The sequence below is a fragment of the Streptomyces sp. CB01635 genome, assembly GCF_002803065.1.
Lineage (GTDB): Bacteria > Actinomycetota > Actinomycetes > Streptomycetales > Streptomycetaceae > Streptomyces.
The window spans coordinates 198486-219892 of sequence record NZ_NNBL01000012.1 but is presented as its reverse complement, the minus strand read 5'-3'; the positions used below and the strand labels follow the sequence as shown (position 1 = coordinate 219892).

The following is a 21407-nucleotide window of genomic DNA, read 5'->3' as shown; positions in this document are numbered from 1 at the left end:
AGGAGCACCCGGCGTCGGGGCGCCCGGAGCGGCGGGAGCCGACCCGTCGAGCGCCGGGGCCACCGCCGTGCGCGGGAGCTGACTGCCGCCCGACATCAGCGCCGTCCTGGCCTCAGGAGCGGCGGTCGGCGCAGGCACGTCGCCCTCGTCCACCAGCGGCGGCGCGAACACCGTCGCCGGAGGCGCGACCGAGCGGTCCTCCTCCTCGTCCGCGTTCGTGTCCGTACCGGCCCACGGAGTCGCCCCGGAAGGCGTCGCGGGCGAGGCAGGCCACGGCGTCGCGCCACTGCCCGCGTCGGCGGCCACCGGCGCCGGGGCGGCCGGCCCAGGCACGGACGCACCCGAACCCGTACCCGTACCCGTACCGGAGACGGCACCCGTACCAGCACCAGAAGACGCGCCAGACCCGCCGGCCGAAGACGCATCCCCCCGCCGGTCCGGAATGCCTAGCTTGTCCGCCGCCTCCTGGAGCCACTCCGGAGGGCTCAACAGGAACGACGTCTGATTCAGATCCACCCGCTCCGGCGGCGCGTCCGACGGCTCCGGCGAAGCCTCCGGCAGCCCGTACTCCTCCTCGTACCGCCGGATCACCTCACCCACCGGCAGCCCCGGCCACAGCGAAGCGTCCCCGCTGTCACGCGCGATGACGAGCCGCTGACGCCCGCCGTCGGACACCGGACCACCGTCGCGGTCCTCCGCCCACACCACGAACCCCAGCTCGAACTCCCGCACCCGCACCTCACGGTGCTGATAACCGGGCACATCCCCGTTGATCCACTCTTCGGCGCGCTCCTGCGCCTGCGCGAACGTCACCATCGGACACTCACCCCTCGTCCGGGACAGTCGAAGCAGCCGGCACGGCGGCGCCAGAGGCGTCCACCGCACTCGCGAAACCGCCGTCCACCATCAGGTTCGCCACCGTCTCCAGCTCCGGCGGATTGCCCGCGAGCCGGGCCAGGAACGCATCGAAGTCGTCACCGCACGGCAGCAGCAGACGCTCCACCCGCTCGGCGACCGACCACCCGGCCGTGTCCCCGCTGTCCCGCGCGTCGTCATACGCGCAGAACCACACCGAACCCGCCCGATCACCCTTGACCTTCACGGCGAGAATGCCGCCCTGCACGAACCCCACACCCAGATAGTCCTTGGTCAGGTGATCACGCAGGCACTTGTTCACATACACCAGATCGTTCACCGCGGCCTCGTCCCGCACCGTGAAGAACGGCTGGTCCACCAGAAGCCCCAGCTCGGCATCCAGCGCCGCCCCCACCGGAGCACACCCGCCCGCCGCCTTCAAGAACGCCCGGTACGCACCCGGCAACCGGTACCCCAAGTCCTCCTCGGCACCCAGGACCTGCTGCTCGGAAACCGCCACCGACGACTTCGGCAGCCCGAAATGCGCCGGCCGCGTCTCCTGCAACGGACGCGTCCCCCGCTTGCCGTGATCCACCGCAGCCGTCGCGAGACCACCGTGATGCCGCAGCAGCGCCTTCACCTCGACCGGCACCAACTCCATGCGACGACTGCCCGGCACGTGATGCCAGGTCCAGCCGTGCGGCGTCGCCACCGGCACGATCGTGTCCCACAAGTCATGCCCGGCCGCGGCCAGCGCCGCATTCGCCGACACATAGTCCGTCAACCGCAGCTCATCGACCCCGAACCCCTCCGGGGGCTCGGCGATCTCCGCCGCGGCACGCGCGTAGGCCGAAAAATCCGGATAGCCGTTCCCGTCGATCCGTACGCCCCTGGGATGGCGCGCAGCACGGACCGGGTCCGGGAAGTGCACGACCTGCCCGGCGTAGGCCGCGTTCGGCGGCGCGGCTTGCTGCCCGAGCCGACCTGTCGTCATGGCGGTTGCCCCCTGCGGCACTGTTATGGATCGCGGATAGCGACAGCCTATGCGGTTGTACGACACCGGTCACCGGCCCTCCGGTTCCATGACCAGCAGTCACCCCACCGTGACGATGAGCCCACGCTCCCGCGTGTCGCCGCGCCCCAGCTTCCGCACCACCGGCCGCATTTGGCAGTCTGTGCACGCAACCCGGGGGATTGCAGGAGGGGAAGCACCACATGCAGAGCAGCACCGCACCGTCATCCGACACAGCCGTCGCACCGGCCCAGGAACCCGACACCGGGCACCCGGCCACCGCCGACGGCACCTCCGGCGACCCACGCGTCGGCTGGAGCAGCACCGACGACGCGCCCGCCCCGGCCCTGCGCCAGCGCCGCGACGGCATCCTGCCCACCGTCGCCGCCGCCCTCTCCGTCCGCGGCACCACACTGACCAGCACCGCCGCCCGCGGCGAACACGCCCCCGCCCTGCACCCGCTCGTCCAGGACTTCCTCGACACCCTCACCAGCGCCCAGCGCGACCGCTTCACCGGACGCTGCGCCGAAACGATCCTCATCTCCCGCCACCTCACGGCCGCCGACGAGGAACGCTCCAAACGCGCCCGCCGCAAACCCATGACCAACGGCGAAGCCCGCAAAGCCCTCAAACACGCCAAACTCACCACCCGCCGCATCCGCGAGGACGGCGACCCCCTGCACGGCGGCTTCGCCCGCCCCTGCCGCGCCTGCGCCGCACTCACCGCCCACTTCGGCGTCCACGTCGTGGACCCGGCCACGGACACCACCGGCTGACCGGCACACCAGAACACCCACGCACCACCGCAGGCAGCAGCAGAACAGGACGAGGCCACCCCACATGACCGCCGACCGCACCCGCTTCACCGCACCCGTCGACGCCGCACTGCGCGCCGCCGGCTGGCAACCCGGCCGCTGGGACATCAAACAGGCCGAATTCTGGGCCGACGCCCTGCGCACCCACGTGTCCCCCGCAGGCCACCGCCACACCGTCTTCCCCGCCGCCGTCGAGGCCTGGGCCGAATTCGGCGGACTCCACCTCACCCCACAGGGCCCCGGCCGCCAGATAGCACCCGCCCAGCCCCACCTCGACCCACTCCACGGCCTCCACATGGCCCGCACCCTCGGCGACCTCGGCCGCGCCCTCGACACCGAGGTCTGCCCCCTCGGCGCCGAATCCGGCTCCGAAGCCCTCCTCGCCATCGACACCGAAGGCCGCGTCTACGCCCTCGACCACAGCGGCGACTGGTACCTCGGCCCGGACATCGACCACGCCCTGGAAGCCCTCATCAACGGCACCCGGCCCACCCGCCTGACAGCGGCATAGCGCGCCACACCCCCACCGGACCCACGACCTACGTCGCCGGCAACACCGCCGACACCCGGTACCCGCCCGCATCCGTCGGCCCGCACACGAACACGCCACCCAGGCCCGTCACCCGCTCCCTCATGCCGACCAGCCCGTTCCCCCCGCTCGGCAGCCGCACACCCCCCGCCGAATCCACGTCCGGCGGCGGCTCGTTCTCCACCTGCATCGCGAACTCCGACACCCGGTGAGCAAGACGCACATACGTCTTCGCACCCGCCGCGTGCTTGTGCACGTTCGTCAGCGCCTCCTGCACCACCCGATACGCCGTCTGCTCCACCACCGCGACATACGACCGCGAATCACCCTCGACCAGCAGCTCCACCACCATGCCCGCTGCCCGCGACTGACCCACCAGCTCATCCAGATCACCCAGACACGGCCCGTCCTCCTCATCAACGGCCCGCGACGCCGCAGCCGCAGCCGCCACACCCACCGCCGCCAGCGGCACCCCCGCACCAGGCTCACGCCCACCGCCACCCGACCGCATCACCCCGAGCATCTCCCGCAACTCGGTCAACGCCTGCCGGCCCATGTCCCCCACCAGCGCCGCGTTCTTCACGGCCTTCTCCGGATCCTTACGGGCCACCGCCTGCAACGCCGCCGCATGCACCACCATCAGACTCACCCGGTGCGCCACCACGTCATGCATCTCCCGAGCGATCCGCGTCCGCTCCTCACCCCGCGCCCACTCAGCCCGCTCCTCCGCACGCTCAGCAAGCAACTGAAGCTCCCGCTCCAGCGAATCCGCCCGCTCCCGCAGACTCTCCATCAGACGCCGCCGCGCACCGACATAAAGCCCCAGCAGCAACGGCGGAGCGGTCACCCCCAACGACGTCGTGATGGCGACGAACGGAACGAACCAGTCCCCCACCCGCACGAGATTCCCGTGCCCCACGTCCTGCTGCGCCCGCACCACCGACACGATCAACGTCCCGACGAACGACATCCCCGCCAGAGCACCGATGATCCGCCGCGGCATCTCGGACGCGGCCAGCGTGTACAGACCCACCACGCTCAGCAGCACACCCATCCGGGCCGGAGTCACCGCGACCCCGATCAGCACCACCGCGATCGGCCACCGCCGGCGCAGCACCAGCATCGACCCGGCAAGCACCCCGAAAACAACACCCACGGCCGCCGGCACCCCGGCGTCCCGCGCGAACCCGACCCCCTCCACCCCGCACTCCACCGCCGACGCGACGGCCAGCCCGACATCGAGCACGGCACTACGCCGCCGCTCCCACCACCACGGCCCCCCGGCCGTCCGGTGCATTTCCCCCGTCGTGGTCATGCCGTCCAGCCTACGGGCGCAAGCTGCCCGATTTCCGGTGAGTTTCCGCGCCGCCCTTCATCACAGACCGCCTTCGAACAGAAGCGAAACCAGCCGGTATCCCTCGAACTGTTGGTCCATATGCAAATACGACCCCACCCACCCGCATCCGGAACGAGCCTGTGCCTATGACACAGACCACAGGCAAATACACAGACTTCGAGGGACTGCGGGAGCGGGCGGTCGCGCTGCGGCGGGAGGGTCTCAGCCTTCGGCAGATCGCCGACGAACTGGGGGTACGCAGCGAGGCCGCTGAAGCAGTCGGCCCTCTGTCCGATCGCGAACTCTTCCTGACCGGCGTGGCCCTCTACTGGGCCGAAGGCGCCAAGAGCAAGCCCTATCGCCGCTCCGAGGTCCTTCAGTTCATCAACAGCGATCCAGAGGTTGTCGGCGTCGACGCTTCCGTATTCAGCAAGCCCACGATCAAGAAACACAACCCGCGAACCGTCCGGAAGAACACCGGCGAGAACTACCACGGCTGCCTCGTGATCTATGTCCGACAAAGCGCCGAGTTGTACCGTCGCATGGAAGGCGCTTGGTACGGCATAGTGTTGGGAGCCCGGCCGACAGCCTGACGAAATGTCCGACTTAGGCCGTTTCCATCCCCCGTGGTGTAATTGGCAGCACTGTGGCTTTTGGTGCCATCTGTCCGGGTTCAAGTCCTGGCGGGGGAGCTCACGGCGTCGCGCGACCCGGCGGGTCGGCAAGGCCCGCCCCCATTTCGCGCCCACAACGCCCCGGTATCCTGCGGATGTCCCCCCAACGAAGCATCCGAAGCCGAAGGGCACACCCGTGAGCGCCAACAGCCCCCGCCCGGCCGCCGTCGTCGTTCTTGCAGCGGGTGAGGGCACCCGTATGAAGTCGGCCACGCCCAAAGTCCTGCACGAGATCAGTGGTCGCTCGCTCGTCGGGCATGTGCTCGCCGCCGCGCGGGAGTTGAGCCCCGAGAACCTGGTCGTCGTCGTGGGTCACGAGCGGGACCGGGTGCGTGAGCACCTCGCCGGGATCGATCCGGACGCCCGTACCGCCGTGCAGGAGCAGCAGAACGGCACGGGGCATGCCGTGCGGATGGGGCTCGAGGAGCTCGGTGGGGTTGTCGAGGGCACGGTGATCGTCGTGTGCGGTGACACTCCGCTGCTGACGGGCGAGACGCTGACGCACCTGTCGGCGACGCACACCGGTGACGGCAATGCGGTGACGGTGCTGACGGCCGAGGTTCCGGATGCGACCGGTTACGGCCGGATCGTGCGGGACGGGGCGTCGGGTGCGGTGACGGCGATCGTCGAGCACAAGGACGCGAGCGAGTCGCAGCATGCGATTCGTGAGATCAACTCGGGTGTGTTCGCGTTCGACGGTGCGTTGCTGGCGGATGCGCTGGGCAAGGTGCGTACGGACAACAGTCAGGGTGAGGAGTACCTCACGGACGTGCTCGGCATCCTGCGGGAGGCGGGTCATCGTGTCGGCGCGTCGGTCGCTGCCGACCACCGTGAGATCGCGGGTATCAACAACCGTGTGCAGCTGGCCGAGGCGCGTCGCACGCTGAACGACCGGCTCCTGGAGCGGGCGATGCTCGCGGGTGTGACGATCGTGGATCCGGCGTCGACGTGGGTCGATGTGACGGTGGGCTTCGAGCGGGATGCGATCGTGCATCCGGGTACGCAGCTGCTGGGTGCGTCGTGGCTGGGTGAGGGTGCCGAGGTGGGTCCGAACACGCGGCTGAGGGACACGCGGGTCGGTGCGGGGGCGCGGGTCGACAACACGGTGGCGGACGGTGCGGAGGTGGGCGAGGGCGCGTCGGTGGGTCCGTTCGCGTATCTGCGTCCTGGTACCCGTCTGGGTCTCAGGGCCAAGATCGGTACGTACGTGGAGACGAAGAACTCGACGATCGGCGAGGGCACGAAGGTGCCGCACCTTTCCTACGTCGGTGACGCGACGATCGGTGACTACACGAACATCGGTGCTGCGAGCGTGTTTGTGAACTACGACGGCGAGGCCAAGCACCACACGACTGTCGGGTCGCATTGCAAGACGGGTTCGGACAACATGTTTGTGGCGCCTGTCACGGTCGGGGACGGTGCGTACACCGCTGCGGGGTCGGTGATCACGAAGGATGTGCCGGCGGGTTCGCTGGCCGTGGCCCGTGGCCAGCAGCGGAATATCGAGGGTTGGGTGGCCCGTAAGCGTCCGGGGAGTGCGGCTGCGAAGGCGGCTGAGGAGGCGTCCCGGGAGGCCGGCAGCAACGGCTGACCGGAAACAGGTGCGTCCGACACGGCGTACCGTGATAGGTGCACACGATTCGGCTGCCTCGCTGCTAATGGGACGAGCGGGCGCAGCGGCGGAAGAACGCGTCTGAGGAGACAAGTGCTGTGAGCGGGATCAAGACGACCGGCGAGAAGAAACTGATGCTCTTCTCCGGCCGCGCCCACCCCGAGCTTGCCGAGGAGGTCGCGCACGCTCTCGGTGTCGGGATCGTTCCGACCAAGGCATTCGACTTCGCCAATGGCGAGATCTATGTCCGCTATCAGGAGTCCGCTCGCGGTGCTGACTGCTTCCTGATTCAGAGCCACACGGCTCCGATCAATAAGTGGATCATGGAGCAGCTCATCATGATCGATGCGCTGAAGCGTGCGTCGGCCCGCTCCATCACGGTGATCGTGCCGTTCTACGGTTACGCCCGTCAGGACAAGAAGCACCGTGGACGTGAACCGATTTCGGCGCGTCTGGTGGCTGACCTGATGAAGACGGCGGGTGCGGATCGCATTCTGACGGTGGATCTGCACACGGACCAGATCCAGGGCTTCTTCGACGGCCCGGTGGACCACCTGTTCGCGCTGCCGATCCTGGCGGACTACGTGGGGGCGAAGGTCGACCGCGCCAAGCTCACGGTGGTGTCTCCGGACGCCGGCCGTGTGCGTGTGGCGGACCGCTGGTGCGACCGCCTCGGCGCGCCGCTGGCGATCGTGCACAAGCGTCGTGACAAGGACGTGGCGAACCAGGTCACCGTGCACGAGGTCGTCGGTGACGTGAAGGGCCGTGTGTGTGTCCTGGTCGACGACATGATCGACACGGGTGGCACGATCTGTGCCGCGGCGGACGCGCTGTTCGCGCACGGTGCGGAGGATGTCATCGTGACGGCGACGCACGGTGTGCTTTCGGGTCCGGCGGCGGATCGTCTGAAGAACTCGAAGGTGAGCGAGTTCGTGTTCACGGACACGCTGCCGACGCCGGGCGAGCTGGAGCTGGACAAGATCACGGTGCTGTCGATCGCGCCGACGATCGCGCGTGCGGTGCGTGAGGTCTTCGAGGACGGTTCGGTGACGAGCCTGTTCGAGGAGCAGGCGTAGTCGCTCTGAGGGCTCTGGGGCTCTTCTAGATCGATTTTGGGGCGGCCTTCCCGCCGGGTAGACTCACGGAGTTGCTCGGCGAGGGAGGCCGCACTGTTTTGTGCGGCGGTCCGTTATCGACGCGCTCTTCGTAGCAGGCCCGTTCGTGGCCGGGTGACCACCTTCCCCTTTTTTCTACGAGGAGTGCACATGGCTGAGATCAAGCTTGCCGCCGAGATCCGTACCGAGTTCGGCAAGGGTGCTGCCCGCGCCGTCCGCCGTGAGAACAAGGTTCCCGGTGTCATCTACGGTCACGGCGCCGAGCCGGTTCACGTGACGCTGCCGGGCCACGAGCTGCTGCTCGCCCTGCGTACCGCGAACGTCCTGCTGTCCCTGGACGTCGACGGCAAGACCGAGCTGGCGATCCCGAAGGCTGTCCAGCGTGACGCCATCAAGGGTTACCTGGTCCACGTCGACCTGCTGACCGTCAAGCGGGGCGAGAAGGTCACGGTCGAGGTTGCGGTCGAGACCGAGGGCGACCTGGCTCCGGGCAGCTTCCTCGTCGAGAACGTGCTGAACACGCTGTCCGTCGAGACCGAGGCCACGCACATCCCGACCTCCGTCACCGTGTCGATCGCGGGCCTGGAGGGCGGCGACGCCATCCACGCCAAGGACATCGCGCTGCCGACGGGCACGACCCTGGTCACGGACCCCGACGCGGTCGTCATCCAGATCCTGGCCGCGCAGGCCGAGGAGCCGGCTGCCGAGACCGAGGCCGAGGGCGCCGAGGCCTGAGCCGTACGCTCTGCTTGACGGGGTGGCGGGCCACTGCGGCCCGCCACCCCGTTTTTTCATGTTCGTGTCCGTCTGTTGTACGTGAGGAGACGCGGTCCCGATGACGACCGATGCCACTGCCCCCTGGCTCATCGTGGGTCTCGGGAATCCCGGGCCCGAGTACGCGATGAACCGGCACAACGTGGGCTTCATGGTGGCCGATCTGCTCGCGGAGCGGATCGGTGGCAAGTTCAAGCGGGCCGGCAAGGCTCAGGCGCAGGTGCTCGAGGGGCGGATCGGTGCGCCGGGTCCGCAGAACCGCCGGGTGATTCTGGCGAAGCCGATGTCGTTCATGAACGTGTCGGGTGGTCCGGTGACGGGTCTGCGGGATTTCTACAAGGTGCCGGTCGGCAACACCGTGGCGATCCATGACGAGCTGGACATCGACTACGGGACGATGCGGTTGAAGCTGGGTGGTGGCGACAACGGGCACAACGGTCTGAAGTCGATCACGAAGTCGATGGGTGCGGACTATCACCGGGTGCGGTTCGGGATCGGGCGTCCGCCGGGGCGTATGCAGGTGGCGGACTTCGTTCTGAAGGACTTCTCGTCGACGGAGCGCAAGGAGCTGGACTACCTGGTGGACCGGGCGGCGGACGCGGTGGAGTGTCTGGTCACGGAGGGTCTGGAGCGGGCGCAGAGCGCGTACAACTCCTGATCTCTCGAGTGAGTTGACCGGGCATCTCGGCAGGTCACGGGCATCTCGACCGGGACCTGCCCGCTTTTCTTGACTCTTCGCGGGGCCATGGCCAAGGATCGCCGCCATGCTCTCGTACACCCGGCGGGCCGCGATGGCGGTCGTGGCCCTGCTGATCCTGACCGCGGGCGTCCGGGCGTCCTGGGCGTCGGCGCAGCACGTGATGCTCACCAAGGGCCGTGAGCGGGGCACGATGACGGTGACGCGGTGCACCGACGGCACGTGCGCCGGCCCTTACGCGCCTCTGTCGCCGGGTTCGCAGCCCCGCGCCCGTGTCGTCATCGACCGGTCGATCGCGGAGAAGAAGGGCGCGCGTATCCCGGTGGTGGTGAAGCCCGGCTCGGATGAGGTGGTGCGCTCGGGGGCTGCGGGTTTCTTCCACGCGTGGGTCCCGCTGGGCGGCGCGCTGCTGCTGGCCGCGGTGGTGATCGCGGGCGGGCTGCGTCTGACGCGCTGGGCATGGGTGACGGCAGCCACCGGGGTCGCGTTGCTGAGTGCCGCGTTCGCGACGCTCACCTGGTGAACTGCCGTCATGTCCCCACTGGTTGATCAGCCGGTGTTGCGCAGGCCCGCCGCGACGCCGTTGACGGTGAGCAGGAGTGCCCGTCCGAGCAGCGGGTCCGGCTCGTTGCCGGCAGCCGCCTCGTCGCGCTGGCGCTTGAGCAGGGCCACCTGGAGGTACGAGATCGGGTCCAGGTAGGCGTCGCGGATCGAGAAGGTCTGCTGGAGCACCGGCTGTGTGTCCAGGAGTTCCTGGCCGCCGGTGATGCGCAGTACCTCTCGTACGGTCAGCTCGTGCTCGGCCTCGATGTCGGCGAAGACGTGCTTCAGCTCGTCGGGGACGAGTGTGTCGACGTAGTGCCGGGCGATCCGCAGGTCCGTCTTCGCGAGGGTCATCTCGACGTTCGACAGGAAGTTGCGGAAGAAGTGCCAGTGCTCGCTCATCTCGTCGAGCACGGTGCCGAGGCCGGCCTCGCGCAGTGCCTTGAGGCCGGAGCCGACGCCGAACCAGCCGGGCACGATCTGCCGCGACTGGGTCCAGCCGAACACCCACGGGATGGCGCGCAGGCCGTCGAGCGAGACGCCCGAGCCGGGGCGGCGGGAGGGCCGCGAGCCCAGGTGCAGGTCGGCGAGCTGGTCCACCGGGGTGGAGGCGAGGAAGTACGTCGGCAGGTCCGGGTCCTCGACCAGCTTGCGGTACGCGGCGTGCGCGGCGTCGGAGACGACGTCCATGGCCGCGTCCCAGCGGGCGAGGGACTCGTCGGACTGGCGGGGCGCGGTGTGCAGCGCGGACGCCTGGAGGGTGGCGGCGACGGTCAGTTCGAGGTTCTCGCGGGCCAGGGACGGCACGAGGTACTTGTCGGAGATGACCTCGCCCTGTTCGGTCACCTTGATCTCGCCCTCGAGGGTGCCCCACGGCTGGGCGAGGATCGCGTCGTGCGAGGGGCCGCCGCCGCGGCCGACGGTGCCGCCGCGGCCGTGGAAGAGGCGCAGGCGCACGCCGTAGCGGTGGGCGACGTCGCGCAGCCGGCGCTGGGCGCGGTGGATCTCCCACTGGGAGGTGGTGATGCCGCCGAACTTGGAGGAGTCCGAGTAGCCGAGCATGACTTCCTGGACGTCGCCGCGCAGGGCGACGAGGCGCCGGTAGGACGGGTCGGCGAGCATCTCGTCGAGGATGACGTCGGCGGCGCGCAGCTCGTCGGTGGTCTCCAGGAGCGGCACGATGCCGATCTTGGCCCAGCCGCCGTGCAGGTCGATGAGTCCGGCCTCGCGGGCGAGGACGGCGGCGGCGAACACGTCGTCGGCGCCCTGGCACATCGAGATGATGTACGACTCGATGACCTCGGGTCCGAAGACGTCGAGGGCGCGCTTGACGGTGTGGAAGACGCCGAGGGTCTTCTCGCCGGCGGCGTCGAGGGGTGCGGGCGAGGGGGCGAGCGGCCGGCGGGACCTGAGCTCCTTGGCGAGGAGCTTCTGGCGGTACTCGCGGGGCATGTCGGCGTAGCGCCAGGACTCCTCGCCGAGCCGGTCGAAGAGCTGGCCGAGCGCGTGGTGGTGGGCGTCGGCGTGCTCGCGTACGTCCATGGTGGCGAGCTGGAGGCCGAACGCGGCGAGCGTGCGGATGGTGCGGTTCATCCGGCCGTCGGCGAACAGGGCGCCGCGGTGCTCGCGCAGGGACGTCTGGATGAGCGTGAGGTCGTGGAGGAGTTCGCCGGTGCCGAGGTAGTCGCGGCCGTCGTCGTGGGCGGTGCCCTTGGCGAGGCGCTCCTTGGTGTTCTCCAGCTTCTGCCGGATGCAGGTGGCCTTGAGCCGGTAGGGCTCCTCCGAGTTGAGGCGCTTGTAGCGGGGGCTGATCTCCGGGAGGCGCTCCAGGTCGTTCTGGAGGGAGGTGAGGAGTTCCTCGGTGGCGCCGGTGTAGCGGATCGAGTTCGACAGGAAGCCGCGCAGCTCGTCGATGAGCTCCAGGGCGTCGTTGATGCCGTGCTCGTGCTGGAGGATCAGGACGTCCCAGGTGACGGCGGGGGTGACGTTCGGGTTGCCGTCGCGGTCGCCGCCGATCCAGGTGCCGAAGGTGAGGGGGCGGGTGGCGTCGGGCAGGGTGACGCCGACGCGCTGCAGCTCGGCGGTGAGGTCCTCGAGGACGTCACCGACGGCGCCGGCGTGCAGCTCGTCCAGGTAGTAGATCGCGTTGCGCGCCTCGTCGGTGGGCTCGGGGCGTACGACGCGCAGCTCGTCGGTCTGCCACACCAGGTCGATGTTCTCGGCGAGGCGGGTGTCGTAGCGGCGGCGGTCGGCCTCGATGACGGGGGTCTCGAGGAGCTCGGCGACGCGGCGCAGCTTGTTGAGGACGGAGCGCCGGGCGGCCTCGGTCGGGTGGGCGGTGAACACCGGCCGTACGTTCAGGTGCTGGACCGTTTCGCGCAGGTGCTCCGCGTCGGCGTCCTTGAGCCGGTCGGCGGTGCGGGCGAGGAGGCTGCCCTCGGCGGCGCGGCGGGCGCGCAGCTCGCGGCCTCGGTGTACCTGCTCGGTCACGTTCGCCAGATGGAAGTACGTCGAGAAGGCGCGGACCAGCTTGGCCGCGGTCTCCAGTTCCGTGTCGCCGAGCAGGCGGGCGGCGGCCTCGCCGTCCTCTCGGGTGAGGCGGCGGACCTTTTCGACCAGTTCGAGGAGCTCGGGGCCCTCCTGGCGTACGAGCGTCTCGCCGAGGAGGTCGCCGAGTCGGCGGATGTCGGCGCGCAGCTCGGCGCTGGATGTGGCCTCACGGCTCTGGTCGTCGGCACTGCTCACAGGTGCGGCTCCTTGCAGTGTTGAAGCACGTCTGGGAGGGAAACCCCGGGAACCGGGTATGAGTCCCGGGTGGAGATACAGAGCGGACCGCGCTGTCCGACCGTTTCCAAGGATAGGTGTCCGCCGGTGAGGGCCGTTTCCGGGCCTCTTGCCGCTCGCCTGCGCGCTGCCATACTTACGACGCCGTAGGTTACGGACGCGTAGTAAAAGTTCTCAGCATCACATCCCCGTTCTCAAACCTGTCTCAACCCTCGACCCCACAGGGGACGCCCCATGACACCAAGCCCCGATCTGATCGATGACGTCCCGGAGGCGTCGTCGGGCGATTCGACCGGCGCTTCGCTGCCCTCCGCCACGCTCGGCGGTGAGCAGAAGCGTTCGCTGGAGCAGCTCGCGCTGCTGCTCTTCATCACCGTTCCGTTCCTGGCGCTGGTCGCGGCGGTGCCGCTGGCCTGGGGCTGGGGTGTGAGCTGGCTCGACCTCGGCCTCCTGGTGTTCTTCTACTACCTGGGCTGCCACGGCATCACGATCGGCTTCCACCGGTATTTCACGCATGGTTCCTTCAAGGCGAATCGGCCGCTGCGGATCGCTCTGGCGGTCGCCGGCTCGATGGCGGTCGAAGGTCCTCTCGTGCGCTGGGTGGCGGATCACCGCAAGCACCACAAGTTCTCCGACGCGGAGGGCGACCCGCATTCGCCGTGGAGGTTCGGCGAGACGCTGCCCGCCCTGATGAAGGGCCTGTGGTGGGCGCATATCGGCTGGATGTTCGACGAGGAGCAGACTTCGCAGGAGAAGTACGCACCCGATCTGGTGAACGATCCGGCCATAAGGGCGATCTCGCGTCAGTTCATTTTCTGGACGATGCTCTCGCTGGCTCTGCCGGCGCTGATCGGCGGCCTGGCGACGATGTCGTGGTGGGGCGCGTTCACGGGCTTCTTCTGGGGCTCGCTGGTGCGGGTGGCGCTGCTGCACCACGTCACGTGGTCGATCAACTCGATCTGTCACGCCGTCGGCAAGCGGCCCTTCAAGTCGCGTGACAAGTCCGGCAACGTGTGGTGGCTGGCCGTCCTGTCGTGCGGCGAGTCGTGGCACAACCTGCACCACGCGGACCCGACGTCGGCGCGGCACGGTGTGATGCGCGGCCAGGTGGACTCGTCCGCGCGGCTGATCCGCTGGTTCGAGCAGCTGGGCTGGGCGCGTGACGTGCGCTGGCCGTCGAAGGAGCGGATCGACTCCCGCCGCAAGCCGCAGGCCGCTGACGCGGCATGATGGAACCCGTGGCGACCGATCCGAACTCTGCGAGCCCAGCCGGCAACGACAAGCCCCGGCGCGCGCGCCGCACCCGGATGACCGGTGCGGAACGCCGCCAGCAGCTGCTCGAGATCGGTCGCACCCTCTTCGCCGCGAAGGGCTTCGAGGGCACGTCGGTGGAGGAGATCGCGGCGAAGGCCGGAGTCTCCAAGCCGGTGGTGTACGAGCACTTCGGCGGCAAGGAGGGCCTGTACGCGGTCGTCGTGGACCGTGAGATGCGCCAGCTCCTCGACATGGTGACCGGCTCCCTGACGGCCGGGCACCCGCGCGAACTGTGCGAGCAGGCCGCCTTCGCGCTCCTCGACTACATCGAGGAGTACACGGACGGCTTCCGCATCCTGGTCCGCGACTCCCCGATCCCGCAGTCCACGGGCTCGTTCGCCTCGCTGATCTCCGACATCGCGACGCAGGTCGAGGACATCCTGGGCCGCGAGTTCAAGAACCGCGGCTTCGACCCGAAGCTGGCGCCGCTGTACGCGCAGGCGCTGGTCGGCATGGTCGCCCTCACGGGCCAGTGGTGGCTGGACGCCCGTAAGCCGAAGAAGGCCGAGGTCGCCGCGCACCTGGTGAACCTGGCGTGGCACGGCCTGGACGGTCTGGAGCCGAAGCCGCGGCTGATAGGGCACCGCAAGAGCTAGGGAGCGTCGGGGGTGACCGGTTCGAGGAATTCGAGCCGGTTGCCCACGGGGTCGTCGGCGTAGAAGCGGCGGTGGCCCGGCAGGTCCCCGTCCCAGGTGATCCTCACGCCGTGCGCCGCGAGCCGCGCCGCGTACGTCTCGATCCCCGCGACCCGTAGTCCCAGGTGGGCCTTGCTGGCCGGCCGACTGCGACATTTTCGGCTTCCGTCTCCGGCGGGGGCCCGCTCGATTCCCAGGTGCAGCCGCACCTGGCCCGCTTCGAACCAGCAGCCCCCGCGCGCCACGAGCGCCGGGGGCTTCGGCGTCTCCGTCATGCCGAGCGCGTCCCCGTAGAACCGGCGCAGCGCGTCCTCGGATCCCGCGGGGGCGGCGAGCTGTACGTGGTCCAGGGCACGGAGCATCAGGTGTCCGCCGGTTTGCGGGCCACCGCGAACAGGCGGCGGAAGGGGAAGACCGTGCCCTGCGGTGTCGCGGGGTAGGCGGTGCGGAGCTGGGCGCGGTAGTCGGTCAGGAATTCGTCCGTGGCCTGCGGGTCGTCCGCGAGGGCGGTCAGGACGGGGCGCAGGCCCGTGCCCTTGACCCAGTCGAGGACCGGGTCCTCGCCCTGGAGGAGATGCAGATACGTCGTCTCCCAGACGTCCGCGTCGCAGCCGAGCGCGGTGAGCTTGTTCAGGTACTGCTCGGGGGTGTGGACGGCGTCCGCGTGGCGCAGTGTGTCGCCGAGCCGGTCCCGCCACCGCGCCGACCGGGCGAGTTCGCGCATCAGTACGTGGCTGGGAGCGTCGAAGTTGCCGGGGACCTGGAAGGCGAACGTGCCGCCGGGGGCGATGCCGGCCAGCCAGTCGGGGAAGCGGTCGGTGTGGCCTGGGACCCATTGGAGCAGGGCGTTGGAGACGATCAGGTCGAAGGGCTCGGCGGGGGTCCAGGTGGCCGCGTCGGCGGGGGCGAAGTCGAGGAGGTCGGTAGCGTGGGCCGCTGCCTTCTCCAGCATCTGCGGGGAGTTGTCGTAGCCGGTGATCCTCGCCTTCGGCCAGCGCTGGGCGAGCAGGGCGGTGACGTTGCCCGCGCCGCAGCCGAGGTCGGCGATCCTCGCCGGGTCGCCCTTGACGCGGGCGAGGAGGTCGGCGAAGGGGCGGGTGCGGTGGTCCGCGTGGCGGAGATACTGCTGGGGGTCCCAGGTGGGTGCGCTCATGGCGGCCAGCATCCTCCCGGATTTATCTCGATGTCAAGATAGTTGAATTCAAGAGACTTCATGTCGAGGGACCCACTAGACTGATCGTCATGGAGGACGAGGTCGACCGGCTGGTCGCAGCGTGGCGCCGAGAGCGCCCTGACCTCGACGTGGAGCCCCTAGAGGTGCTCAGTCGGGTCAGCAGGCTGGCGCGTCATCTTGACCGGGCCCGGCGCCTGGCGTTCGCCGAGCACCAGCTGGAGCCGTGGGAGTTCGACGTACTGACGTCCCTTCGGCGGGCCGGCGCCCCCTATCAGCTCTCCCCCGGACAGCTCCTCACACAGACCCTCGTCACCTCCGGCACGATGACGAACCGTATCGACCGGCTCGCCAAGAAGGGTCTCGTGGAGCGCCTCCCCGACCCGAGCGACCGACGCGGCGTCCTGGTGCGGCTGACCACCGAGGGGCAGGACCGCGCCGACCAGGCGCTCGCCGGCCTCCTCGCGCAGGAGCGGGCGATCCTCGCGGAGCTGTCCCGCACCCAGCGCGGCGAACTGGCGGGACTGCTGCGGCAGTTGACCGCGCCGTTCGACAACATCCCCGGCTAGGACCGTCAGACCCTGGGCCCCGGTCGTACGGGTTCTTGTTCCTAGGACGCCGCTTCCAGGTCCGCGGGCCCGACCCCGGCCCTGCGCGCCAGCGCCACCGCCGCGAGCGTGGAGTGGACCCCGAGCTTGCCCAGCACGTTCTGCATGTGTGTACGGACCGTGTGCGGGGACAGGAAGAGGCGCTCGGCGACCGCCTTGCGGCCGAGGCCCGCGACCATGCAGCGCAACACCTCGCGCTCACGCGGCGTCAGGGACTCCACCAGCCGCTCGGAGTCGGTGCGGTGCTTGCGGGCCGCGGTCAGCTCCCGCAGAACGCTCGTGAGCAGGGCGGGCGGCAGATGTGTCTCGTCGCGCAGGACGCCCCGGATGACCGTGAGCAGCCGCGAGAGCGAGCAGTCCTTGGCGACCCAGCCGGAGGCGCCCGCCTGGAGCGCGAGGGCCGCGCGGCGCGGGTCGTCCTTCTCGGCGAGCACCACGGTCCGCACGGTGGGCTGGCCCGAACGGACGCCCGCCACCAGGGAGATCCCGTCGACCAGGCCGTCCTGGCCGGGCGCCGTGTCGGGCACTGCCGTCGCAGGGCGCGGGCCGTGCAGGGCCGCTCCCAGATCGGCGTCGACGAGGAGGACGTCGAACCGGCGCCCTTCCGCCGCCGCGCGGTCCATGCAGCGCAGTGCGGCGGGGCCGCTGCCGGCCGCGGACACGTCCACGTCGGGCTCGGCGGCGAGAGCCGCGGCGAGCGACTCGGCGAAGATGCGGTGGTCGTCGACGACCAAGACTCGGATGCGAACCACGTGTATAACCCCCTCCCCCACAGCTCCTCGCGGAGCAGGGGATTCCCCGGCGCCGGGAGGCTGTCCGGCACAGGTACGGCGCCCGAAGAGGCAGGTCGTCGCAGTCGCACGGCCGCCGCCGTGCTCGTACCGCCACCCCCGCTCCGGGCGTCGTACCCGGCTGTCTCGCCCCCTGATCAGCACCGGCCCCCACCGGTGCTGTGCTCAGAGTAGGGCCGCGGGCCAGGAGCGGAAGGCAATTTGCAGAACTGGTTGGCCTGCGCGTTTATGGTGAGGCGTATGTTTCGTATTGAGACAGAAGTCGACAAACAGCGGCGCGATCTTCTTCACTTCCGGCTGCGGGAGGCGAATACCGCGGCGTCGGCGGAGCTCAGGTCGCTGCGGGGGACGCCCGAGGAACGTGAAGTGCCGCTCCAGGTCTGGGCGTTGGACGAGAGCGGCGAGATCGCCGGCGGCCTGGACGGGCACACCTGGGCGACCTGGCTCCACGTGAACCTGCTCTGGGTGGACGACCACCACCGCGCGAAAGGCCTCGGCTCCCGCCTCCTCGCGGAGGCGGAACGCATCGCCCACGAGGACCGCGCCTGCCACGGAGCCCGAGTGGAAACCTGGGACTTCCAGGCGCCGGGCTTCTACCGCCAGCACGGCTACGAGCTGGTGTGCGTGATCCCCGACTACCCGCCCGGGATCAAGGAGTTCACGCTCACCAAGCGCCTGGGATGAGCACGCCCCGCCCACGCGGCAAATCATGCGCGGAGCGCACCATCGGGCACAGCCCCGACCACCCGCCCGGGGATCAAGGAGTTCACTCCTACGAAGCGCCTGGGGTGAGTTTGTGGGCGCCCGCCGACGGGACCGCAGGGAAGACGCGCGGGGCCGTGTAGCCCGCCGAAGCGAACGCCTCCGTGATCGACTTCGTCACCGCGTCCGCGTCCGGCTCCTCCACCAGGACGATCGCGGAGCCGCCGAAGCCACCGCCCGTCATCCGGGCGCCGAGCGCGCCCGACGCGTTCGCGGTGTCCACGACCAGGTCCAGCTCGGCGCAGGAGATGCGCAGGTCGTCGCGGAGCGAGACGTGGCCCTCGGTGAGGACCGGGCCGATCGCCCGTACGTCACCGGCGTCGAGAAGCTCGATGACCCGCTCGACGCGGTGGTCGTCGCAGACGATGTGGCGGACGTAGCGCACGACCCGTTCATCGGTGAGGTCCGCCAACTTGGCCAGGGTTTCGGGCAGTTCGGCGTACGACACGTCGCGCAGGTGCGAGACGCCGAGCGCGCGGGCGCCCTCTTCACAGCCCGCTCGGCGCTCCGCGTACGCGCCGTCGCCCAGCTCGTGCTTGACGCGGGTGTCGACGACGAGCAGCTGGAGGCCCTGCGCGGCCAGGTCGAAGGGGACCTGGCGGGTGGACAGGTCGCGGCAGTCCAGGTGCAGGACGTGGCCCTCGGTGGCGCACGCCGACGCCATCTGGTCCATGATCCCGCAGGGCACGCGCACGAAGTCGTTCTCGGCACGCTGCGCGATCCGCGCCAATTCGGGCCCGGTGAGCCCCAGTTCGAAGAGGTCGTTGAGCGCGAGCGCGGTGACGACTTCGAGTGCGGCCGACGAGGACAGGCCCGCGCCGGTCGGCACGGTAGACGCGAGGTGGATGTCGGCCCCGGTGACGGTGTGCCCGGCCTCGCGCAGCGCCCATACGACGCCCGCCAGGTACGCGGCCCAGCCGCCCTGCCCGAACTCGGAGAGCGGGGTCAGTTCGTCGGCCCGCAGTTCGGCGATCGGCGCGTCGATGTCCGCGGAGTGCAGCCGCAGGACGCCGTCGGCGCGGCGCGCGACGGCGGCCACCGCGGTGTGCGGCAGCGCGAGCGGCATCACGAAGCCCTCGTTGAAGTCGGTGTACTCGCCGATGAGGTTCACGCGTCCGGGCGCGGCCCAGACCCCCTCGGGCTCGTATCCGTACAGATCGCTGAACTGCGAGGCGACGGACATGACTTACCCCTCCTGGCGTGCCTGGGCGAAGGCCCAGGCGTCGGCGACGATTCCCGCGAGGTCCGCGCGGGACGGGTTCCAGCCGAGGCGCTCGCGCGCGGTGGCGGCGGAGGCGACGAGGACGGCCGGGTCGCCGCCGCGGCGCGGGGCGGTGACCTCGGGGATCGGGTGGCCGGTCACCTGGCGGACGGTCTCGATGACCTCGCGCACGGAGAAGCCGTTGCCGTTGCCGAGGTTGCAGATGAGGTGCTCGGCAGGGCGGGCGGCGTCGAGGGCGAGCAGGTGGGCCTCGGCGAGGTCGGCGACGTGGATGTAGTCGCGCACGCAGGTGCCGTCGGGCGTCGGGTAGTCGTCGCCGAAGACGGAGATCGCGTCGCGCCGGCCCTGGGCGACCTGGAGGACGAGCGGGATGAGGTGCGACTCGGGGTCGTGGCGCTCGCCGCAGCTGCCGTAGGCGCCCGCGACGTTGAAGTAGCGCAGCGACACGGCGGCCAGGCCGTGCGCGGCCGCCTCCCCGGTGATCATGTGGTCGACGGCGAGCTTGGAGGCGCCGTAGGGGGAGGTGGGGGCGGTGGGGTCGGACTCCGTGATGGGGGTGCTGACGGGCTCCCCGTACGTCGCCGCCGTGGAGGAGAAGACGAGCTTGCGCACGTCCGCCGAGCGCATCGCGGCGAGGAGCGCCATGGTGCCGCCGACGTTGTTGTCCCAGTACTTCTCGGGCTTCACGACGGACTCGCCGACCTGGGAGAACGCGGCGAAGTGGAGGACGGCGTCGAAGGACGGGTCGAGCCACTTGGCGGCGTCGCGGATGTCGCCCTCGATGAACGTCACCCCGGCGGGCACGCCCTCGCGGAAGCCGGTCGAGAGGTTGTCGAGGACGGTGACGTCGTGCCCCGCCTCGACCAGGTGCTGCGCGACCACGCTGCCCACATATCCCGCACCGCCGGTGACCAGGTACTTCCCGCTCATGTACTCGCTACCTCTCGCAGTCGCTCGGCCGCGGTCTCCGGCGGCACGTCGTTGATGAACACGCTCATGCCGGATTCGGAACCCGCGAGAAACTTCAGCTTGCCGGAAGTGCGGCGGATAGTGAAAAGCTCGAGGTGAAGCGCGAAGTCCTCCCGCTGGACGCCGGGGAAGTCGTCCAGGGTGCCGAACGGCGCCTGGTGCCAGGCGGCGATGTACGGCGTCGGGGACTCCCCCGTTCCGAAGAGCCGGTCGAAGCGCCTCAAGAGTTCCAGATAAATCTGAGGGAACTCTGTGCGCGCGCCGTCGTCGAGGGCGAGCAGGTCGGGCACGCGGCGCTTGGGGTAGAGGTGCACCTCGTACGGCCAGTGGGCCGCGTACGGGACGAACGCCACCCAGTGGTCGCCCTCGAGGACGACGCGCTCGCCGGTGCGCTCCTCGGCGAGCACGTCGTCGAAGAGGTTGCGGCCGCCGGTCTGCTCCTTGTGCTCGGCGACCGAGCGCAGCATCAGTGCGGTGCGCGGGGTGGTGAAGGGGTAACCGTAGATCTGGCCGTGCGGGTGGCCGAGGGTGACGCCGATCTCGGCGCCGCGGTTCTCGAAGCAGAACACCTGCTCCACGGAGGGCAGGTGGGACAGCTCGGCGGTGCGGTCGGTCCAGGCCTCCAGGACGAGTCCGGCCTGTTCCTCGGTGAGGTCGGCGAAGGACGACGTGTGGTCGGAGGTGAAGCAGACGACCTCGCAGCGCCCGGCGTCCCCGGCGAGCGAGGGGAAGCGGTTCTCGAAGACCGCCACGTCGTACGAGGAGTCGGGGATCTCGCTGAGCCGGTCGCCCTCGGACGGGCACAGGGGGCACTCGTCGGCCGGCGGGTGGTAGGTGCGGGCCTGGCGGTGCGAGGCGATGGCGACGCTGTCCCCGAGGAGGGGGTCGCGACGGATCTGCGAGGAGGAGGCGACGGGGTCCAGCGGACGCCGGTCCACCGCGTCCCGCACGACGTCGTCACGCGAGTCGTAGTAGATGAGCTCGCGACCGTCGGCGAGCCAGGTCGACGTCTTCTTCACGTCCGATGCTCCTCATTCGCATCAACTCAACATAATCAAACATAACAAAGCACGCTTCAACGGGATGGTCAAGGCCGTGGACGCATCGTTTGGTGCGTGGCGTGTCACTCGCATCACAATCAAACAAAGAACCTCAGCAGAAGTGTTCATTTATTGAACATAGACGCGTA

The 21407-nt window shown here is 69.7% G+C and carries 21 protein-coding genes, 1 tRNA gene and 1 pseudogene; 13 read left to right on the top strand and 10 right to left on the bottom strand.

The annotated features are described in order from the left end of the window. Both CG723_RS27445 and CG723_RS27440 read right to left on the bottom strand, forming a co-directional pair. Positions 1-816: pseudogene (locus CG723_RS27445) on the bottom strand (SUKH-4 family immunity protein); the annotation flags it as partial. 7 nt (positions 817-823) lie between these two features. Beyond that, positions 824-1849: an SMI1/KNR4 family protein gene (locus CG723_RS27440; protein WP_100596168.1), complete on the bottom strand. Its 1026-nt coding sequence runs from the start codon at positions 1847-1849 to the stop codon at positions 824-826. A 221-nt stretch (positions 1850-2070) separates the two neighbouring features. On the opposite strand from CG723_RS27440, the gene CG723_RS27435 reads away from it, so the two are divergent. Then, a complete protein-coding gene (locus tag CG723_RS27435; protein WP_100596167.1) occupies positions 2071-2643 on the top strand; it encodes a YwqJ-related putative deaminase in 573 nt (190 codons plus the stop codon). 64 nt (positions 2644-2707) lie between these two features. Further along, positions 2708-3193: an SUKH-3 domain-containing protein gene (locus CG723_RS27430; RefSeq protein ID WP_100596166.1), complete on the top strand. Its 486-nt coding sequence runs from the start codon at positions 2708-2710 to the stop codon at positions 3191-3193. 28 nt (positions 3194-3221) lie between these two features. On the opposite strand, the gene CG723_RS27425 is transcribed toward CG723_RS27430, so the two are convergent. Further along, positions 3222-4526, bottom strand: a complete 1305-nt coding sequence (locus CG723_RS27425; protein WP_100596165.1) for a sensor histidine kinase — start codon at positions 4524-4526, stop codon at positions 3222-3224. 167 nt (positions 4527-4693) lie between these two features. Between CG723_RS27425 and CG723_RS27420 the strand changes: the two genes are divergently transcribed. From CG723_RS27420 to CG723_RS27390, 7 genes are all read left to right on the top strand, one after another. Beyond that, a complete protein-coding gene (locus CG723_RS27420; RefSeq protein ID WP_100596164.1) occupies positions 4694-5140 on the top strand; it encodes a hypothetical protein in 447 nt (148 codons plus the stop codon). Between the two features lie 27 nt (positions 5141-5167). Then, positions 5168-5239 (top strand) — tRNA-Gln (locus CG723_RS27415). A gap of 118 nt (positions 5240-5357) precedes the next feature. Then, positions 5358-6812 carry a bifunctional UDP-N-acetylglucosamine diphosphorylase/glucosamine-1-phosphate N-acetyltransferase GlmU gene (gene glmU, locus CG723_RS27410; protein WP_100596163.1) on the top strand — a complete coding sequence of 485 codons (1455 nt, stop codon included), beginning with the start codon at positions 5358-5360 and terminating at the stop codon, positions 6810-6812. A 119-nt stretch (positions 6813-6931) separates the two neighbouring features. Continuing rightward, complete coding sequence (locus CG723_RS27405; protein ID WP_100596162.1) at positions 6932-7909, top strand: ribose-phosphate diphosphokinase; 978 nt, start codon at positions 6932-6934, stop codon at positions 7907-7909. A 189-nt stretch (positions 7910-8098) separates the two neighbouring features. Next, on the top strand, positions 8099-8683 hold the full coding sequence (locus tag CG723_RS27400; protein ID WP_100596161.1) for a 50S ribosomal protein L25/general stress protein Ctc: 585 nt from the start codon (positions 8099-8101) through the stop codon (positions 8681-8683). Positions 8684-8783: 100 nt separating this feature from the next. After that, positions 8784-9380, top strand: a complete 597-nt coding sequence (pth, locus tag CG723_RS27395; protein WP_100596160.1) for an aminoacyl-tRNA hydrolase — start codon at positions 8784-8786, stop codon at positions 9378-9380. A 106-nt stretch (positions 9381-9486) separates the two neighbouring features. Further along, positions 9487-9942 (top strand): hypothetical protein, encoded by a 456-nt coding sequence (locus CG723_RS27390; RefSeq protein WP_100596159.1) that lies wholly within the window; start codon positions 9487-9489, stop codon positions 9940-9942. 26 nt (positions 9943-9968) lie between these two features. Here CG723_RS27390 and ppc read toward each other — a convergent pair whose 3' ends face one another. Next, positions 9969-12707 (bottom strand): phosphoenolpyruvate carboxylase, encoded by a 2739-nt coding sequence (gene ppc, locus CG723_RS27385; protein WP_100596158.1) that lies wholly within the window; start codon positions 12705-12707, stop codon positions 9969-9971. Between the two features lie 273 nt (positions 12708-12980). On the opposite strand from ppc, the gene CG723_RS27380 reads away from it, so the two are divergent. Next, positions 12981-13976, top strand: coding sequence for an acyl-CoA desaturase (locus CG723_RS27380; RefSeq protein WP_100596157.1), 996 nt, complete (start codon positions 12981-12983; stop codon positions 13974-13976). Beyond that, positions 13973-14656: a TetR/AcrR family transcriptional regulator gene (locus CG723_RS27375; protein WP_100596156.1), complete on the top strand. Its 684-nt coding sequence runs from the start codon at positions 13973-13975 to the stop codon at positions 14654-14656. Before CG723_RS27380 ends, CG723_RS27375 begins: the two co-directional genes overlap by 4 nt. Here the strand turns inward: CG723_RS27375 and CG723_RS27370 are convergent. Both CG723_RS27370 and CG723_RS27365 read right to left on the bottom strand, forming a co-directional pair. Next, positions 14653-15057 (bottom strand): VOC family protein, encoded by a 405-nt coding sequence (locus CG723_RS27370; RefSeq protein WP_100596155.1) that lies wholly within the window; start codon positions 15055-15057, stop codon positions 14653-14655. The genes CG723_RS27375 and CG723_RS27370 overlap by 4 nt on opposite strands. Next, a complete protein-coding gene (locus tag CG723_RS27365) occupies positions 15057-15848 on the bottom strand; it encodes a trans-aconitate 2-methyltransferase (protein ID WP_100596192.1) in 792 nt (263 codons plus the stop codon). Before CG723_RS27365 ends, CG723_RS27370 begins: the two co-directional genes overlap by 1 nt. Positions 15849-15937: 89 nt before the next feature. Here CG723_RS27365 and CG723_RS27360 point away from each other — a divergent pair, with 89 nt between their 5' ends. Further along, the gene (locus CG723_RS27360) at positions 15938-16435 is read left to right on the top strand and encodes a MarR family winged helix-turn-helix transcriptional regulator (RefSeq protein ID WP_100596154.1); all 498 of its coding nucleotides are present in this window, start codon (positions 15938-15940) and stop codon (positions 16433-16435) included. 41 nt (positions 16436-16476) lie between these two features. On the opposite strand, the gene CG723_RS27355 is transcribed toward CG723_RS27360, so the two are convergent. Next, positions 16477-17226 carry a LuxR C-terminal-related transcriptional regulator gene (locus CG723_RS27355; protein WP_100596153.1) on the bottom strand — a complete coding sequence of 250 codons (750 nt, stop codon included), beginning with the start codon at positions 17224-17226 and terminating at the stop codon, positions 16477-16479. Positions 17227-17493: 267 nt separating this feature from the next. Here CG723_RS27355 and CG723_RS27350 point away from each other — a divergent pair, with 267 nt between their 5' ends. Further along, positions 17494-17949, top strand: a complete 456-nt coding sequence (locus CG723_RS27350) for a GNAT family N-acetyltransferase (protein ID WP_100596191.1) — start codon at positions 17494-17496, stop codon at positions 17947-17949. Positions 17950-18037: 88 nt separating this feature from the next. On the opposite strand, the gene galK is transcribed toward CG723_RS27350, so the two are convergent. Genes galK through galT form a run of 3 tightly spaced genes read right to left on the bottom strand, consistent with a single transcriptional unit; the run spans position 18038 to position 21237 of the window. Continuing rightward, entirely contained in the window at positions 18038-19210 is a 1173-nt protein-coding gene (gene galK / locus CG723_RS27345) for a galactokinase (protein WP_100596152.1), read from the bottom strand. Positions 19211-19213: 3 nt separating this feature from the next. Beyond that, positions 19214-20179, bottom strand: coding sequence for a UDP-glucose 4-epimerase GalE (galE, locus tag CG723_RS27340; protein WP_100596151.1), 966 nt, complete (start codon positions 20177-20179; stop codon positions 19214-19216). Then, on the bottom strand, positions 20176-21237 hold the full coding sequence (gene galT, locus CG723_RS27335; protein ID WP_100596150.1) for a galactose-1-phosphate uridylyltransferase: 1062 nt from the start codon (positions 21235-21237) through the stop codon (positions 20176-20178). The genes galE and galT overlap by 4 nt, the downstream gene beginning before the upstream one ends. Between the last annotated feature and the right edge of the window lie 170 nt (positions 21238-21407).